At 59.3% G+C, this 15229-nt stretch carries 16 protein-coding genes and 1 pseudogene; 5 read left to right on the forward strand and 12 right to left on the reverse strand.

Features of this window, described 5'->3' with window-relative positions; genetic code table 11:
• Nucleotides 1-110 precede the first annotated feature (110 nt).
• From ACL9RJ_RS07930 to ACL9RJ_RS07955, 6 genes are all read right to left on the reverse strand, one after another.
• Nucleotides 111-506 carry a carboxymuconolactone decarboxylase family protein gene (locus ACL9RJ_RS07930; protein WP_017126632.1) on the reverse strand — a complete coding sequence of 132 codons (396 nt, stop codon included), beginning with the start codon at nt 504-506 and terminating at the stop codon, nt 111-113.
• Nucleotides 499-1311, reverse strand: a complete 813-nt coding sequence (locus tag ACL9RJ_RS07935; RefSeq protein ID WP_017126631.1) for an alpha/beta fold hydrolase — start codon at nt 1309-1311, stop codon at nt 499-501. The genes ACL9RJ_RS07930 and ACL9RJ_RS07935 overlap by 8 nt, the downstream gene beginning before the upstream one ends.
• 5 nt (nt 1312-1316) lie before the next feature.
• Entirely contained in the window at nt 1317-2393 is a 1077-nt protein-coding gene (locus tag ACL9RJ_RS07940) for an LLM class flavin-dependent oxidoreductase (protein ID WP_017126630.1), read from the reverse strand.
• An 18-nt stretch (nt 2394-2411) separates the two neighbouring features.
• Complete coding sequence (locus ACL9RJ_RS07945; RefSeq protein ID WP_178992353.1) at nt 2412-3923, reverse strand: aldehyde dehydrogenase; 1512 nt, start codon at nt 3921-3923, stop codon at nt 2412-2414.
• A gap of 22 nt (nt 3924-3945) precedes the next feature.
• Nucleotides 3946-4908: a flavin reductase family protein gene (locus ACL9RJ_RS07950; protein WP_422765116.1), complete on the reverse strand. Its 963-nt coding sequence runs from the start codon at nt 4906-4908 to the stop codon at nt 3946-3948.
• 127 nt (nt 4909-5035) lie between these two features.
• Nucleotides 5036-5635, reverse strand: coding sequence for an amino acid synthesis family protein (locus tag ACL9RJ_RS07955; RefSeq protein WP_422765117.1), 600 nt, complete (start codon nt 5633-5635; stop codon nt 5036-5038).
• A 167-nt stretch (nt 5636-5802) separates the two neighbouring features.
• Here ACL9RJ_RS07955 and ACL9RJ_RS07960 point away from each other — a divergent pair, with 167 nt between their 5' ends.
• Together ACL9RJ_RS07960 and ACL9RJ_RS07965 are read left to right on the forward strand one after the other, a co-directional pair.
• Nucleotides 5803-7584, forward strand: coding sequence for a helix-turn-helix domain-containing protein (locus ACL9RJ_RS07960; protein ID WP_343054859.1), 1782 nt, complete (start codon nt 5803-5805; stop codon nt 7582-7584).
• 125 nt (nt 7585-7709) lie between these two features.
• Nucleotides 7710-8042, forward strand: a complete 333-nt coding sequence (locus tag ACL9RJ_RS07965) for a hypothetical protein (protein ID WP_017126625.1) — start codon at nt 7710-7712, stop codon at nt 8040-8042.
• Between the two features lie 50 nt (nt 8043-8092).
• Here the strand turns inward: ACL9RJ_RS07965 and ACL9RJ_RS07970 are convergent, their stop codons facing one another.
• Nucleotides 8093-9658: an aldehyde dehydrogenase (NADP(+)) gene (locus tag ACL9RJ_RS07970; protein WP_422765118.1), complete on the reverse strand. Its 1566-nt coding sequence runs from the start codon at nt 9656-9658 to the stop codon at nt 8093-8095.
• Nucleotides 9659-10285 (reverse strand): isochorismatase family cysteine hydrolase, encoded by a 627-nt coding sequence (locus ACL9RJ_RS07975; protein ID WP_178991988.1) that lies wholly within the window; start codon nt 10283-10285, stop codon nt 9659-9661.
• Nucleotides 10286-10384: 99 nt separating this feature from the next.
• On the opposite strand from ACL9RJ_RS07975, the gene ACL9RJ_RS07980 reads away from it, so the two are divergent.
• Both ACL9RJ_RS07980 and ACL9RJ_RS07985 read left to right on the forward strand, forming a co-directional pair.
• Nucleotides 10385-10882 carry a winged helix-turn-helix transcriptional regulator gene (locus tag ACL9RJ_RS07980; protein ID WP_177119525.1) on the forward strand — a complete coding sequence of 166 codons (498 nt, stop codon included), beginning with the start codon at nt 10385-10387 and terminating at the stop codon, nt 10880-10882.
• 520 nt (nt 10883-11402) lie between these two features.
• On the forward strand, nt 11403-11663 hold the full coding sequence (locus ACL9RJ_RS07985) for a type II toxin-antitoxin system RelB/DinJ family antitoxin (RefSeq protein ID WP_017126621.1): 261 nt from the start codon (nt 11403-11405) through the stop codon (nt 11661-11663).
• 43 nt (nt 11664-11706) lie between these two features.
• On the opposite strand, the gene ACL9RJ_RS07990 is transcribed toward ACL9RJ_RS07985, so the two are convergent.
• Complete coding sequence (locus tag ACL9RJ_RS07990) at nt 11707-11979, reverse strand: type II toxin-antitoxin system YafQ family toxin (protein ID WP_017126620.1); 273 nt, start codon at nt 11977-11979, stop codon at nt 11707-11709.
• A 569-nt stretch (nt 11980-12548) separates the two neighbouring features.
• Here ACL9RJ_RS07990 and ACL9RJ_RS07995 point away from each other — a divergent pair.
• Nucleotides 12549-12845 (forward strand): hypothetical protein, encoded by a 297-nt coding sequence (locus ACL9RJ_RS07995; RefSeq protein WP_017126619.1) that lies wholly within the window; start codon nt 12549-12551, stop codon nt 12843-12845.
• A 73-nt stretch (nt 12846-12918) separates the two neighbouring features.
• Here ACL9RJ_RS07995 and ACL9RJ_RS08000 read toward each other — a convergent pair whose 3' ends face one another.
• The 3 genes and pseudogenes from ACL9RJ_RS08000 to ACL9RJ_RS08010 all read right to left on the reverse strand — a co-directional run.
• Nucleotides 12919-13587, reverse strand: coding sequence for a hypothetical protein (locus ACL9RJ_RS08000; RefSeq protein WP_146049239.1), 669 nt, complete (start codon nt 13585-13587; stop codon nt 12919-12921).
• A complete protein-coding gene (locus ACL9RJ_RS08005; RefSeq protein WP_083875345.1) occupies nt 13587-14654 on the reverse strand; it encodes a ParA family protein in 1068 nt (355 codons plus the stop codon). The genes ACL9RJ_RS08000 and ACL9RJ_RS08005 overlap by 1 nt, the downstream gene beginning before the upstream one ends.
• Before the next feature lie 455 nt (nt 14655-15109).
• A pseudogene (locus ACL9RJ_RS08010) lies at nt 15110-15229 on the reverse strand (ribonucleotide-diphosphate reductase subunit beta); the annotation flags it as partial.

Consider the following 15229-nt stretch of genomic DNA (forward strand, 5'->3'; position numbering starts at 1 on the left):
GTCAAAGGTCCTTCGGTGTCGCGGGCGCAAGGGTGCAGTCTCAAAAATTTCTTGTTGTTGTGCGAGGGCACTTACAGCATGAGCGGTGTGGCGAGTGCAAGGGTGAGACGTCAGCCGGTAGTGGATTGCGTCGGGTCCATGCTTTCCCGCGCCTTGCGGGCGACGCGGAAGGCTTCGACACCCGCCGGCACGCCGCAGTACACCGCGATCTGGACCAGGGCGGCGCGCAGTTCCTCGTCCGTGAGACCGTTGCGGATCGCGCCGCAGAAATGCGTGCCGAACTCGTCCATCCGGCCCAGCGCCGCGAGCATGCCGAGGTTCAGCAGGCTGCGTTGCTTGAGGTCGAGGGACTCGTCGGTCCAGACCATGCCCCAGCAGTATTCGTTGAGCACGGCCTGGAACGGCCGCGAGAAATCGTCGGCCTTGCCCAGCGCCTGGTCGACGTAGGCATTGCCCAGGACCTGGCGGCGAACTGTTTCGCCTTGAGCCTGCAGTGACTTATCCATGGTGTACCTCCGAATCGGAAAGAAATTCGCGCATGAGCGTTGCCACCTGTTCCGGGGCCTCGATCAGAATGCAGTGGCGCAACCCCGGCAGGATCTTCAACTGCGAGCCCCGGATGCGTTCGTGCATGAAGGCCGCCATCCTCGGGTTCGAGCCGGCATCCTCGGCGCCGGTGGCGATCAGTGTCGGGCAGCGAATCTGCTGGAGCTGATCGCCGAAGTCCGACTCCGCCAGCACCCGATACGCCGCGGCGTAACAGCCGGGATCGTTAGCGGCGTTCTGTTGCCGCAACCGGCTGACGGCCTGCGGGTGGCGAGCCTGGAAATCCTCGGTCAGCCAGCGTGACAGCGACGCTTCGTAATGGGCCACCGGCTCGCCGGCCTGCAGGGCCGCCAGGCGCGCCTGCACCCGTTCGCGTTCCTCGGCGTTGCGTCCGGCGACCGTCGACAGCAATACCAGGCGCCGGACCCGCGCCGGGTGGGTCAAGGCCATGCGCTGGGCGATCAGTCCGCCCAGCGAGAAGCCGGCGAGGTCGAAGTCCTTGAAGCCGACATGATCGGCCAGGGCCAGGGCTTCGCCCACCAGGTGATCGATTTCATAGCGGCCGGGCGTGCGGGATGACTGGCCGTGGCCGCGCAGGTCGAAGGTCAGGAGGGTGAACTGCTCTTGCAGGCGGCCCACCACCTCGCCCCAGGCCTCCAGGCTGGAGCCGACGCCATGGATGCACAGCAGCGGGCGTGGCCCCTGGCCGTCGAGGCGATAGTTGAGCGTGACATTGGCCACGCTGAAGCGTTGTGCTTCGCTCATGGCGGTCACTCCGTGACCTTGTCGCGGCGTTTGGCGCGCTCACGCTCGGCGAACACCGGCATCACCTCGTCGATAAACAGGCGCAGGGTCTGCTTCTGCAGCTCGAACGGCAGGTTGAAGGTCAGGCCCAGGCAATACTGGTCGACGCCGGCGGCTTCGTAGTCGAGCAGCTTCTCGATGATTTCCTCCGGGGTGCCGAACATCAGGTTGCGCCGCAGGTTCTCCGGGTTGTAGTTGTCCTTGCCCCGGACACTTTCAAAGGATACCGGCTCGGGGAAGCCGTTGTGCACGGTGCCGATGTTCTGCATCAGGTTCTCGAAGGCCCGGCCGAAGTCCATGCTGTGCCTGACCGGTAGTTCCCAGTCTTGCGCCCTGGCGTACACGCAGGTACGGCGCTGCATCATGAAACGCGGACGCGGCACATGGGGATTGTCGGCGACGGCCTTGTTGAATTTCTCACCCAGCACGGCGATTTCAGCCGCCGGCAGCGAGAGCGGGGTGGAGAGGATGTTGGCGCCGATGCCCACCGCCCAGTCGAAGGTGCCCGGGTCCCGCGCGGCCACCCAGATACGCGGGTGATCCTTCTGCAACGGCTTGGGCACGGCCGCCGTCCGCGGGAATTTCCAGTAGTGGCCATCATGGGCGTAATCCCCGGCCCAGAGCTTCTGTACCGCCGGCACCAGTTCCTTCATGTAGCCGACGCCTTCCTGCTGCTGCAGGCCGGGGGTCATGCGATCGAACTCGTACTGGTAGGAGCCGCGGGCGATGCCGAACTCCAGGCGGCCCTTGGTCAGGTGGTCGCACAACGCGGCTTCGCCGGCCAGGCGGATCGGATGCCAGTAGGCGGCCGCCAGGGTCGCGGTACCCAGGCGAATGCGCTGGGTGTGCTGGGCCAGCCATACCAGGGTCTGGAACGGGTTGGGCGCGATGGTGCATTCGAGGGTGTGGTGCTCCGAGGTCCACAGGGTTTCGAAGCCGCCTTCATCGGCGATCTGCGCCAGTTCCAGCAGGTTGGCCATGACGGTCTGCATGGGCACGTCGGGGGAGAAGCGTTCCATGCTCAGGGATACGGCAAATTTCATGAGGTGCTCCTTGGATAATCAGCGCAGGCGGATGACAAACGGGTCCTGCATCTCGCCGGAGTAATCGATGACCACGTTCTTGGCCCGGGAAAACTCACGCATCACGTCAAAGCCGCCGCGACGGCCATAGCCGCTCTGCTTGAAGCCGCCATTGGCGGACATATAGGCGGAACTGCGGTAGGTGTTGATCCACACCGTGCCGGCGTCGATACGGTTGGCGAAGCGCATGGCGCGGTCGATGTTCTGGGTCCAGATGCCCGAGGCGAGGCCGTAGTGGGTGTCGTTGGCCAGGCCGATCATCTGTTCTTCCGAAGTGAAGGGCATGACGCCGATCACCGGCCCGAACAACTCGTCACGCATGAACGGCATGTCGTTGCTGGCGTTGGTCATCACCGTCGGTTCGAAATACCAGCCTTCGGCCAGGTGCGAGCTGCTCGGGCGCTTGCCGCCAATGGCCGCCCGGGCACCCTGTTGCACGCCGCTGGCGATGTAGCCTTCGATTTTCTGCAACTGGGCCTGCAAGGCCAGCGGGCCGATATCGGTGTGTTCTTCCATGGGATGGCCGACGGTGATGTTCCGGGTGCGGGCCACCAGGGCCTCGACGAAGCGGTCGTAGATCGCTGCCTCGACGAAGCAGCGCGAACCGGCGACGCAGCTTTGCCCGGCGGCGGCGAAGATGCCGGAGACCACGCCGTTGACGGCCTTGTCGATGTCGACATCGGCGAACACCACGTGGGGTGATTTGCCGCCCAGTTCCATCTGGCACGGCACCAGGTTGTTCGCCGCGTTGCCGGCGATGCGCCGGCCGGTGTCGGTGCTGCCGGTGAACACGTATTTGGCGATGTCCGGGTGACGGGTCAGGGCATCGCCGGTCACCGGACCGTTGCCGGTGATGACGTTGACCACGCCGGCGGGGAAGCCGGCCTCGATGATCAGTTCGGCCAGGGCCAGGGTGGAGGCACTGGCATGCTCGGACGGCTTGATCACCACGGTGTTGCCGATGGCCAGGCAGGGCGCCAGGGTGCCGGTGAGCAGCATCAGCGGCGAGTTCCACGGGGTGATCATGCCGATCACGCCCAGGGGCTCGCGGGTGCTGTAGTTGAGCTGGTTGAGCTTGTTGACCGGAATGGTTTCGCCCTGCAGCTTGTCGGCCATGCCGGCGAAGTAGGTGTAGGCGTCGGGCAGGGCACTCATCTGCGCCTGCATTTCCCGCAGCAGTTTGCCGTTGTCGCGGGTTTCCAGCAGAGCCAGTTCCTCGGCGTGTTCGGCCACCAGTTGTGCCAGGCGATAGAGCAGTTTGCCCCGGGCGGTGGGTGTCTGGTTGCGCCATTGCGGATCATGGAAGGCGCGCTGGGCCGAAGCGACCGCGCGCTCGACGTCACTGGCGTCGGCCTGGGCGAACTGGTACCAGGAGCGGCCGGTGGTGGGGTCGAAGCTGTCGATGTAGGTGTCGCTGGCGGGCGCGACGAAGCGGCCGTCGATAAACAGGTTGAGGCGATTGCCCTCGAGGGCGCTGACCGTGGTTTTCATGCGAGTGTCCTGTAGGTGCGTGTCAAAGGGATTCGGGCGCCAGCGCGGCGTTCTCGAGCATCGCTATCCGCCCGCTGGCGGCGGAACCGGTGTAGATGCCGAACTGCTGGTTCTGGCGCTCGCGGGCATAGCGGCGGACCACCGAACGCAGCTCGTTGACCGGCATCAGTTCGATGGGCAGTTCGTCCAGCGGGAAGAAGCGCAGGGTGTCGGGCAGCTCGGTATCCAGCGCTCCGAGCTGGGCGCGGTAGATCAGGTAGCCGGGGTCGGTATCGTCGACATCGAAGGCCGAGTACAGGAAGGTCGACTCCAGTTTCACCGGCAGGGAGCAGTGCCCGGCATCGATAAAACCCTTGCGCTTGCCGGCCACGGGCAAGGTCCAGCCGCCCTGGCCGTCGGCGCGGAACAGGATCGCGTCACCGGCTTCGATCAGGTAGCCGATGATCATCTTGTGGGAGTCCAGCCAGCTGGCCGGCAGCGGGTCCTGGATGTTCGCGTAGCGGCCCCGGCAGAAACACAGCGGCAGCTTGGGGCTGGTGCCGAACGCACGGACCTGGCCGATCAGCACCAGGTGGTCGCCGGCTTCGATGCGCTGGTCCACGGTGCAGTCGAACCAGGTCAGGCTGTCGGTGAGGATCGGCGCGCCGGTATGGACCGTGTCGTGATTGACGGTCTGGAACTTGTCCGGCGACTTCGAGGCGAAGGTCCCGGAAACGTCCACTTGCCCTTCATGCAGCAAGTTGACGGCGAAATGTTCGGTGCTGGCGAACGCGGTGTAGCTGGCCGCCGATTTGCCGACGCACACCAGCAGCAACGGCGGGTCGAGGGAGACCGAGGTGAACGAATTGGCCGTCATGCCCCGGGGATTGCCATCGGCGTCATGGGTGGTGATGACGGTGACTCCGGTCACGAAGGTGCCGAAGGCCTGGCGCAGGGCGCCGGGATCGACGGCTGCGGCGTTGGCGTTGACCATGGTGCTCGGCATCGCAGTGCTCCTGTGTGCAAGGGCATGTTCTTGTGGTGTGAAGCAAGCCTACGGGGAAGGAAAACCGCGGGCTTGCGTCGATCAAGAGGAAGCTGGGTGGTTTTTTTGCTGCGATTGCGAGGGACGATCAGTCCCTGGGCTGTTCCGCTTCCATCTCCGCCATGTCCTGATAGCGGTCGGCGATCCGTGGGTGCGCCCGCGAGCCATCGGAGGCGCCGATGGCGATGAGCACTTCATCCGGGCCCGGCGCATCGGCGATCTGGAAGTTGGCGGTGAGGAAGTGCGAGCGCTTGCCGGTTTCGCTTTTGTGCACCATCGGCAGGGTAAGCAGGGCGCCCGGCGCATTGCGGGTGTTGGTGAAGCTGAGGTAGGCCGTGCCTTGCACCGCTTCGCGGAACAGGTTGCCGAAGCGCAGGGTGTGGATCAGCCCCGAGGCGTGCTCGATCTCGCCGTTGACCCCGACGGCAGCGGCCTTGCCAAAGGCCTCGACCTTGTCGCCCGGCATCAGGGCGGTCAGGCGACGGGTCATCTCGTACCCCAGGCCCGGGGCCAGGCGCAGGATTTCCGGCCGCAGGTTCTCGACGAAGCCCTGGCCGGCCCAGGGGTTTTTCAGCACCGCGGCGACAACGATCAGGGTGATCGGTTGGCCGGCGTCCTTGCCGCCCTCGATATAGGTTTCCTCGATAAAGGTGCAGTACTTCCTGACGCCCAGATTTTCCAGATTCATGATGACTCATCGCCCTTGTGGCTGTTGGTTTTGCCCAAGGCTATGGGCAAAGGCAAAACCCGTCTTCCTTGGTTGCGCAGTACAAATACGCTGGACATTGCTCTTGACCGGAGCAAGTATCAGGCGGGCCGGGCAGGCAACTTGACTGCCATGTCCTCCATGTCCAGGTGAATGCCTTGAATCGAGAAATGCAGATACTCTCGTTGCGCGATGTCGCCAGCCAGATCAACTCCGGTGGTGATCTGCAGTCGATGCTGCACCAGCTGGTCTACGCCAGTTGCCGGCACACCCACTGGACCATGAGTTCGATCATGGCCATTGATATGGAGGCCGGTTTCGGCCATGTGATTGCCCGTCATGACCCGACGCTGGTGCAGCGGCCACTGGTGGATTGCTGGGAGTTGTCGTCGAGCCCGGTGATGACTGCCTTGCAGCGCAACGAGCCGGTATTCATCCGTGATGTGCGCGAATGCGAGTACCCCGGCTATCGCCGTGAATCCGTAGAGCGCGACTACCGCACGGTGATGGTGATGCCCATGAACTGCACCGATTTCGACGGTCGCCCCATGGTGCTCAGCGTCATTTCCCGCACGATCATGGACGTCTCGGAAGAGGATCGGGTATTCCTCGGCATGATCATTCACCTCGGTGCCATTGCCGTGGAGCGCCAGCGCCAGCTGGAAGCCGAGCGCCGTGCCGCCGAGCGCATGCAGCAGGCCTTGCATGTGCACACGACCTTGCTGGAACACGTACTGGACGGTGGTTCGGTGACGTCGCTGTCGTTGATGGTCGGCGATCAGTTGCCCAATCCGGTGATCGCCGTCGACTTCACCGCCAACCAGGTGGTGGCCGGGCGCTCCCCGGACACCGCGCTGTTCGACGACAGCGCCTGGCAGGCGGCCGCTGCCGGGGTATTGAGCGTGCAGATTTCCAGGGCGGCCCAGGAAAGCCTGCGCAGCGCGCTGAGGAACACGGTGAATCTGTTTCTCGACGACGGCCGGCGCCAGTTCACCCTGCGGGCGCAGATCGAACCGTTGATGGTCGATCACGAGCTGGTGGGCGCACTGGTGCTGTTCCCGGTGGCGCTGCCGATGAACGAACTGGACCTGCTGATGCTGGAAAGTGCCAAGTTCGCCTTGAGCGTGCAGATGATGCGCAGCTTTATCCGGTTTCGCTTCGAAACCCGGACCCAGACCGAACTGCTGTTCGAAGTCCTCGAAGGCCGCTGGCGCGACGCCGACGACATCCTGCAACGTGCCCGACGCCTGGGCATCCATTTCCACAGCGCGCAGCAGATGATCATCGTCGATTACGGCGGCAAGGCCCGCGAGTCGAAGAACCTGCATCACAACGTCGCGCGTATCCTGGCGCGGGCATCGATCCAGGCCACGGTGATCATCGTCGACAACGGCCTGGTGTGCCTGGTGCCCTCGGAAGGCGAGAAGGGCCGCGAGCGCCTGGTCAAGGTCAAGCGCCAGATTGCCGATGACCTGGCGCACTACCTGGGCGGCGAGCCGATCCTGCTGGCCAGTGGTGTGTGCCGGGCGCTCGGCGATTACCCCGCCGCCTGGGAGCGCTGCCGGCGGTTGATCGACATCGCCCGTTCGTTCGGTCGCAGCGGCCCGATTTCCGATCAGGACTTCGGGCCGATTCCCATTTTCGTGGCGGCGGTGGGCGGGGAAGATATCCGCACCTTCGTCAACGAAAGCGTCGGCGCCATGCTGGCCCACGACCGCAAGCACCACACGCCTTACCTGGAAACACTGACGGCCTATCTGCGCGAGAGCTGCCGCAGCCAGGCGTGCGCCGATGCGATGGGGGTCCATGTGACGACGCTGAGGTATCGGTTGTCGCGGATCCAGGAGCTGTTCGGCATCGACGTGGAGACGCCGGAGCGACGGTTTGCCACGGAGTTGGCGATTCATTTGCAGCGGGTGATCGATAGCTAGGATGCCTGCCCGGACTGTTGTCCCGGTGCGGATTGATACTGATTAGAGCAACCGGCGACCAAGACTGGTAAAATCCGTTAGCTTCCTAAATATCAAACTGCCTATCTGTAAATGAGACATCGATAATGAGTAATGAACTGAGCGAGGAGGAGATGCGCCTGGCGCTGTTTGGTACCTCCAGCCCAAACGCCGAACCGGTACCGATCCCCGCGCCACCGCCTGAGCCGACGTTTGTCCCGGCTCCGTCAGCAGCCCCCAGGCGTCGTCCTGTCGCCAAGGCGCTCTCGCCGAAACTGAGGGTCACGCTGCACGCTACGCGGGAGTTTGAAGGCGAGATCGAGGTGCTCACTTATGACGCCAATACCCTGAGCACCTTCGTTGCGGAACAGGAAGCCAAGAACGAAGCGAAAAAGAAGAAGTTCCGCTACTTCGATGTGGTGTCGGTCAAACCCATCTAGTAGCGGAAGGCTTCAGCGCGTGCGCCGATGACCAGTGAGTGCCGTACCTGTCACTGGCCATCCAGGAGGCGAGGCAGCCCCAGCGGATTGCTATCGCGCAGGGCCTCGGGCAGGAGGGCATCGGGAAATCCCTGGTAGCACACCGGCCGCAGGAAGCGCTCGATGGAGGTCATGCCGACGGACGTGAAGCGGCTGTCCGAGGTGGCCGGATAGGGACCGCCATGGATCGCCGCGAATGACACTTCCTGGGGATGGGCAAAGGCATTGACGACGATACGCCCAGTGCGTCTCTCCAGGATCGGCAGCAGGCGCCGGGCCGTCGGCAGGTCATCGGCCTCCAGGTGAATGGCGGCGCTGAGTTGGCCGCGCAGCGAGCGGGCGACCGCAAGCAGTTGCTCTTCATCCCGGACCCTGACCAGCAATGCCGCCGGGCCGAACACTTCTTGCGACAGTGCTGTTTCACGCAGGAACTGCTCGCCATCCACTTCCAGCAGCATCGATTGCCCATCGACCGCAGCTTCAGATGCCCGTCCATGGGCGATGGCGGCCGCACCGGCGTTTTGCACGCTTGCCAGGGATTTCATATAGGCCCCATGGATGCCGGGGGTGAGCATGGTCCGCGCCGCCGCCTGTGCCACGCGCTCGATCATCGCCGTGCGCAGCGGCTCGAAGCCGGGGCCGTCAATGGCAATGAGGAGGGCGGGTTTCAGGCAGGCCTGGCCGACATTGACCAGCATGCGCTCGACGAAACCATCACCGATGCCTGCGCCTTTGCTGGCGAGGGTGTGTGCAAGGACGAAGGTGGGATTGACGCTGGTCATTTCGGTGAATACCGGGATCGGGTCGGGGCGTTGCTGGGCCCGGCGATAGAGCGCCATGCCGCCCTGTTCCGAACCGGTGAAGGTGACGGCCTTGACCAGTGGGTGATCGACCAGGGCCTCACCAAGGGTGTTGCCTTCGCCGCGTACCATTGAAAATACGCCCAGGTGCAGGCCGTGTTCTTGCACCGCCTTGCGAATCGCCCTGGCCTGAATCTCCGAGGCTCCGGGATGGGCGTTATGGGCCTTCAGGATGACCGGCGCGCCCGCCGCCAGGGCGGACGCGGTGTCACCGCCGGCAATCGAGTAGGCAATCGGAAAGTTGCTGGCGCCGAAGATGGCGACCGGGCCGATCGCCATTTTCTGTAGCCGGTGGTCCATGCGGGGGCGCGGCTGACGATTAGGTTGCTCAGGGTCGATGGACAACTGGAGGAAACGCCCTTTGCGCACGACGTCGGCGAACTGACGGAACTGGGTCGCCGCCTTGGCCGCTTCACCTTCGAGCTGGGCCTGGGGGATGCCGGTTTCGAGCGCTGCCCTGGCAGCCAGTTCCGGACGGACAGCGTCGAGGTTGTCGGCGATGCTTTCCAGGAACGCGGCCCGCCGGGAGAGCGGGGTATGGCTGTAGCTGTCGAACGCCTCATCGGCGAGAACGGCAGCGGCATCGACGGCAGCTGCGTCGCCCAACGCAAAAGCGGGTTCTATGGTCTGGTTGGTCGCCGGGTTGAGGGCCTTCATGGTCGCCTCGGGGATGGAGAGATCACCTGCGCCGATAAAGAGCTTGCCAGTCAATTGCATTTACTTGCCCTCCAGCGTGGCGATGAGCTCGCCAGTGGCGACGATCGAATGGGCAAATGTCGGGCCGTTGAGTTCGTGCGCGGCGTGCATCATTTCCGGTTTGAGCGCTGCGGTGGCGTCCCGTACCAGGGTGACGTGGTAGCCCAGTTCCACTGCGTAGCGGGCGGTCGCCTCGATGCAGGTGTTGGCCAGCAGACCGACGATGATCACGTGGGTGATGCCCTGCTGCTTGAGGCGAAAATCCAGGTCGGTATTGGCGAATCCGCTGGAGCCCCAGTGTTCCTGAACGACGATGTCACCGTCCTTCGGCGCGAAATCGGGGTGCCATTCCCCACCCCATTCCCCGCGTGCGAAGTGATGCAGATGCATGACCTTGCATTGGGTCGGACTCGGATGGTCCCAGCTCTCGTAGTCGCCTTTTTCCCAGCGGCGGTGCGGTACAATCACCACCTGGATGCCCTGGGCCCGTACGGTCCGGTCAAGGGCGCGCAGGTTGTCGAGCAGGTGAACCTCGTTGGCGACGGGTTCGATGAAGGGGTAGACCTTGCCGCCTTCGGAGAGAAAGTCATTGTAGGGATCGACCAGCAGATAGGCGGTCCGATCGATAGGGTAGGTGATAGTCGACATAGGGGATCTCCAGCGTTTTTTGGATAGCCAGGGCAGCGGGGGTTGCCTTGGTATTACGTTACTATGATAATCATAGCCTCTACTGAGAGGCAAGGTGGTATGTCGGTGAAAGAAAGCGCGCCTGAGACGTTGTGCCCGATCGCGCGGGCTGAGGAAATTATAGGTGGCCGCTGGACGCTGCTGGTTTTGCGCGAGCTGTTCATGGGCAATCGTCGCTTCGACGAGATCCAGATCCAGACGGGCGGAACGCCGCAGATGATTGCCGGTCGCCTGAAAAGCCTGGAGGCTGACGGACTGGTTGAGCGGCGCCCCTACAGCGAGCGTCCGCTGCGCCACGAATACCACCTGACGCCAAAAGGCGAGGCGTTCTATTCCGTGGTCCTGGCGCTACGGGCGTGGGGCGAGACCTGGTGCAAATCGGAAGAGGAAGAATTGGCGGTGCGCTATACGCACAAACTCTGCGGCCAGCCAGCGGGCCTGGGGCCGCTTTGCGAGCATTGCGCGCAACCGCTGCGTCGGGAAGAGTTGATCAGCGAGCCCGGCGCGGCCTATGCCATGGAGCGCAAGGTGCGGCGTGAGGTGTCGAAAGGGAATTGAAACGAATAGTCAGCCCAGGTGCTTTATCAGTGAGACGATGAAATACAGGGCCAGCGCCGTACCGGCTCCCAACCCGAACGACAGCCATACCTTGTAAGGGCTGGAGGGGGGTCTATGTCTCATTTCCTTGTGGAACGCGGCTACATCGGCGCGTAGCTGTATCAGGTCTTCAGACAGGCTTTGGGATACATCGGTTGGTCGTAGAGGCATGGTGACCGTCCTTTTTCAAGGTGATGGGCCGGGGATGGTTGTCCAGTCGCATAGCGCTTCGACCAACTCGACAGTGGTATCCGGGGCGACTTTAGATGGTGTTCGGTTACTGCTACGTGCGTTTAGATTGCACTCCAGTTTTTTCGGCGTCCACGTGTTGAAACCTGCTGAAACAAAGGTTGCGGCTGCAAAAGGCAAGCCCTACGGCATGTGAAGGATTCCGGCATGAAGCGAACGGAAAGTGTTCGACGCAAGAGGCCGTTGGCACTATAGTTTGCTCATTGTAGCTACAATGAGCCTGGGGTGAGATATGGCGCATACTGAAGTGGTACGTACCCGGATTGACAGTGAACTGAAGGCCAATGCCACGGAAATTCTCGATGGGATGGGCATGACGGTTTCCCAGGCAATTCGTATGCTTTTGGTTCAGATCGTCCAGGACAAGGAGCTTCCCTTCAAGGTGAAGGCCCCTAACGCCAAGACCCGGGCGGTGATGGAGGCCACTGATCGCGGTGAAAACCTTCGTGAGTATGAAAGCACAGAGGCGTTGTACAAGGACCTGGGAATCTGAATCTGGAAGGACGCCTCAAGGTGCCGTTCTGGCTTTTTCAGGTTTACTCGAAGAGGTCTTTCACGCTTCCTGTCCGTTCCAGCGTAATCGTTCCTGCCATGGCATCGCATTTGTAGAGCAGCCACCAGTCGAAGCCAATCTTGCAATTCCAGCGTCCCCAGGTTCCCGGGATAGGGTTGTCACAGCAGTAGAGTGGCAGCTCTCGTTGATGGGCAAGATCTTCGATGATTGGCTTGATTCGGTCGAGGTCTTGGCCTAGGGCCTTTTGAGTTTCAACGTCCAAGGCGAATTGTTCTGTGATTCTGATCTTCAGCATTCTTTCCCTATCAGCTTTGGGAGAGTGAAAAAGTCTTCTGGAGGCAGGTAAAAAAGAAGGCTCGCCGAACGGTGGGCCTTTCCGTTTCCGGCTTCGATGATCTCTGAAATCGCTCTTTGGGGCAGGCTGGGGAGTGATTCATTTCATTTCTGGAAGGTCCTGATCCTATCGAGTAGAACAGGGCAGCTATGGCGTATGACATGGTGCGATGTTCCGTCGAGGCCCATGTGTTCGGTAGTGGTCCTACTCTGTTATCGGAAAACTCGACAGATATCTGATGACTTTGCTGGATTGCTTCGAGGGAGGGAGGCTCTCAAGCTTGGAACTGTTCCCCTTGGCTAATCTTGGGAACCGGGTTTCGCAGCCCTGAACAATATATGGAATCAAGCATCCTGAAGCGTTTGCTGGCATCCTATATGCCCCGCATTTCGGTTTATGGTGGCTGTGTGTGGGAGATCCTCGGATCTGCCGTGTTTCCATATGCTCGGTCTGCGAACCCGCACACAGCTGCCACCCATTCGTTTCGCAGCGAGCAGGCGGCTCAGTTTTCATGCATATGGAGGTTGATAATGAATACCGAGCATACCCCTAGGCGCTTTATCCCGATGGACAGCGTTTCCACCCAGTTCCCCGTTCTCTACATTGATCGCAACGCACCCTTGGTCGATCTGCATGCGTGTGTCAGTGAGCGTATGCGGGCAGTCAACAAACTGATGACCTTGTTCACCTGTAGTCGGCTGAGCGATAGCGATCCGAAAGACTTGGGCAACATCGCTGCTATTTCGCGCCTGTTGTTACAGGACGCCAGTGATGTGTTTGATGTGATCGAAGTCCTGACATTGGAAACTGCGCGAGGGGAGTTTTGATTTTTTTGGTAGAGTGCCTCCAATTCTGCATTGGAGGCACTAATTTAGGAGGGGGTAGCGGTATAGGACGGAATCAGGAGAACATTTCTACCGATCTAGATATGTTTTTAGGGAAAGTGTGATTGTAATAGTTTATTAGCCAGATCTGTTTTCCACGAACTGATGGTGAGTATGCTAGATTTTTAGGTATGATGTTTTGTATGAGGTTCCAAGATTCTTGAGGGTCTCTGTTGTTTAGGTAGTTTATGAAATGGGAACCGTCGCTTTCTTTTTTTAGGATGTCTTCGGGTGCTTTTTCTGGTGAGGGATATAGTAGATCTACCAGGTCTTTTGATACTACTATGCGTGGATTTATTGAAATATCTTTTTCAATATTGTAGGCGTGAATTAGGCCGTTGCTGAATAGGAAGTCGTCTTCGTAATAGTGCATGCCATACGAGATTCCACCTCTGCATAGTATTCCGTTTTTCAATAATTCAAACTGGTAGTTTGAAACTAAAGTTGAGAATTCGCGAAATGACCTTTTGTCGTAAGGTAGGGCAAGGACTATTGAGTCGGAGAATTGGGTTAATTGAAGTCCATCAATCTCGCCTTTTAATTCTTTGGTTTTTCTATGTGTTTCTTTAAGTTTGTCTATGTATTTTTGAGAGTTTTCCGGGCTTTCACAATCATGGCTTACCATGCTGCCAAAGCCGAGCAAATCTATAAAGGCTACGAAATGGTTTGTGAGGAGATTTGCCATTAAACTAGAAGCTCAAGACGTTGTACGATTTCCTGAATGCGCTCTTCATAGTTTTTCATACGCTCTTGTGCGCTTTCCCATACTGGGCCACTCCAGGGTCTACCTGCCTGATCCATAACTCGCGTGTCGTCTTGAGTAATGCTGAATATTGGCTTTCCATGCTCTTGCATGAGGGGTGCTAAGCTCTGAAAGTCTCGAATTCTTGTCGCCACAATATTGTCTCCAGCTAACCCAGACGTAAGATCTGATGTGGCGGTGTTGAAGTTTCTTAGCATGGGAAATAAAGTGGTTTCCGCTTTTGTCGGAATTCGGTCCATCCACATGCGGTAACTAGGTTTTGGCTGACCTCCGAAAATTTTGAAATTTTGTAAGATTATTCCAAGAAACTGTGGTCGACCGGCTTTTACCGGGAGGTCGAGACCTTTGAAATTTTCATATATTTGTTGGTGTTCATCAATCCAGCGCTCAATAATGGCTGTCAAAGTTCCAATTGCTTGAACATTGAATCTGTCTGGTGAGGTGGGAACATAAAATCCATCACATGTAAGAAAGCATGATCTGGTTAACGCTCCAGAACTCGGGCCTACATCGATTAGAATGTAGTCAATTTTCTTTTCTGCTCCATATCTGTCAAGTAAGTCGCCTAGTGCGACGTAAGTTCTTTTTTCATGTGTTTTGTTTGAAAAACGTTGAACGTGTGCTTCTGCTAGAGCGTCCTCAATGCTACTCAGTGCGACATCGCCACGGAGTAGCTCAAGATTTTCTTTTATTCTTATGGTTTGGATGCTTCCTAAGTCAATTTGAGCGATTTCGCCCTCAAGGCGAGGGATGAGGATTTCCAGTAAGCTGGTCCCTCCAAGTTTTTGCTCTGTGCCTGTTTGTCGTTCTTTTTCATCAAGTTCTGCAAGAAGGGGGGCTAGCATTAATTCAGTTAAGTTGCATTGTGGGTCTGCATCTATCGCGAGAACTTTTTTTCCCATAGACGCTAAGTAGTGAGCGAGGTTAAAAGTTGTTGTTGTTTTTGAAACGCCGCCTTTGTGATTGTAAAGCGTAATTACTTTTGTCATTTTATGCCTCCATAAAAAAGCCCCGCATGGCGGGGCTTTTTAATAAAGCGTCCTGACATCCATGTAAGGGACACTTTTATATCATGGCTTTTGGCTATTATCAATCCTATCTCAACATCCCATCAGTCTAATACTCGATAACGCCGAACGGTTAAGAAAATGGGATCTTGAATACGCCACGGTCCCCGTAGGAGCAGGGCTTGCCCGCGAAGCTTTTAGCAGCCTGGGCCTCATCGCTGACAAGCTCTGCTCCTACAGGGGCCGTGTTCGGTTTAACAGGCTGGCATTGGCCTCATGGTGAGTTTTTTCTGGTTTAATCGAACAACTCTTAGATGTGTTCTGCCCGTTCCAGAGCCGCTTCGACCTTGTCGAGCAGAACAGCGCAGCCCATAAACAAAAAGCCCTGAACAAGTTCAGGGCTTTTTGCTTTCCGGACTATTCGTGCAGGACGAAGATCAATCCCAGCTCAACGCACCGCCAGTCTGGTACTCGATCACACGGGTCTCGAAGAAGTTCTTCTCTTTCTTCAGGTCCATGATCTCGCTCATCCAGGGGAACGGGTTGGTGGTCCCCGG

This window comes from Pseudomonas sp. Mn2068, assembly GCF_049319725.1.
GTDB lineage: Bacteria > Pseudomonadota > Gammaproteobacteria > Pseudomonadales > Pseudomonadaceae > Aquipseudomonas > Aquipseudomonas gingeri.

Bases quoted from the DNA above. Each gene is read 5' to 3' on its own strand.
- ACL9RJ_RS07965 (WP_017126625.1), top strand. From the start codon at position 7,710: ATGAGTAATGAACTGAGCGAGGAGGAGATGCGCCTGGCGCTGTTTGGT.
- ACL9RJ_RS07980 (WP_177119525.1), top strand. From the start codon at position 10,385: ATGTCGGTGAAAGAAAGCGCGCCTGAGACGTTGTGCCCGATCGCGCGG.
- ACL9RJ_RS07970 (WP_422765118.1), bottom strand. From the start codon at position 9,658: ATGCAATTGACTGGCAAGCTCTTTATCGGCGCAGGTGATCTCTCCATC.
- ACL9RJ_RS07990 (WP_017126620.1), bottom strand. From the start codon at position 11,979: ATGCTGAAGATCAGAATCACAGAACAATTCGCCTTGGACGTTGAAACT.
- ACL9RJ_RS08000 (WP_146049239.1), bottom strand. From the start codon at position 13,587: ATGGCAAATCTCCTCACAAACCATTTCGTAGCCTTTATAGATTTGCTC.
- ACL9RJ_RS07930 (WP_017126632.1), bottom strand. From the start codon at position 506: ATGGATAAGTCACTGCAGGCTCAAGGCGAAACAGTTCGCCGCCAGGTC.
- ACL9RJ_RS07935 (WP_017126631.1), bottom strand. From the start codon at position 1,311: ATGAGCGAAGCACAACGCTTCAGCGTGGCCAATGTCACGCTCAACTAT.
- ACL9RJ_RS07985 (WP_017126621.1), top strand. From the start codon at position 11,403: ATGGCGCATACTGAAGTGGTACGTACCCGGATTGACAGTGAACTGAAG.
- ACL9RJ_RS07955 (WP_422765117.1), bottom strand. From the start codon at position 5,635: ATGAATCTGGAAAATCTGGGCGTCAGGAAGTACTGCACCTTTATCGAG.
- ACL9RJ_RS07950 (WP_422765116.1), bottom strand. From the start codon at position 4,908: ATGCCGAGCACCATGGTCAACGCCAACGCCGCAGCCGTCGATCCCGGC.
- ACL9RJ_RS08005 (WP_083875345.1), bottom strand. From the start codon at position 14,654: ATGACAAAAGTAATTACGCTTTACAATCACAAAGGCGGCGTTTCAAAA.
- ACL9RJ_RS07995 (WP_017126619.1), top strand. From the start codon at position 12,549: ATGAATACCGAGCATACCCCTAGGCGCTTTATCCCGATGGACAGCGTT.
- ACL9RJ_RS07940 (WP_017126630.1), bottom strand. From the start codon at position 2,393: ATGAAATTTGCCGTATCCCTGAGCATGGAACGCTTCTCCCCCGACGTG.
- ACL9RJ_RS07975 (WP_178991988.1), bottom strand. From the start codon at position 10,285: ATGTCGACTATCACCTACCCTATCGATCGGACCGCCTATCTGCTGGTC.
- ACL9RJ_RS07945 (WP_178992353.1), bottom strand. From the start codon at position 3,923: ATGAAAACCACGGTCAGCGCCCTCGAGGGCAATCGCCTCAACCTGTTT.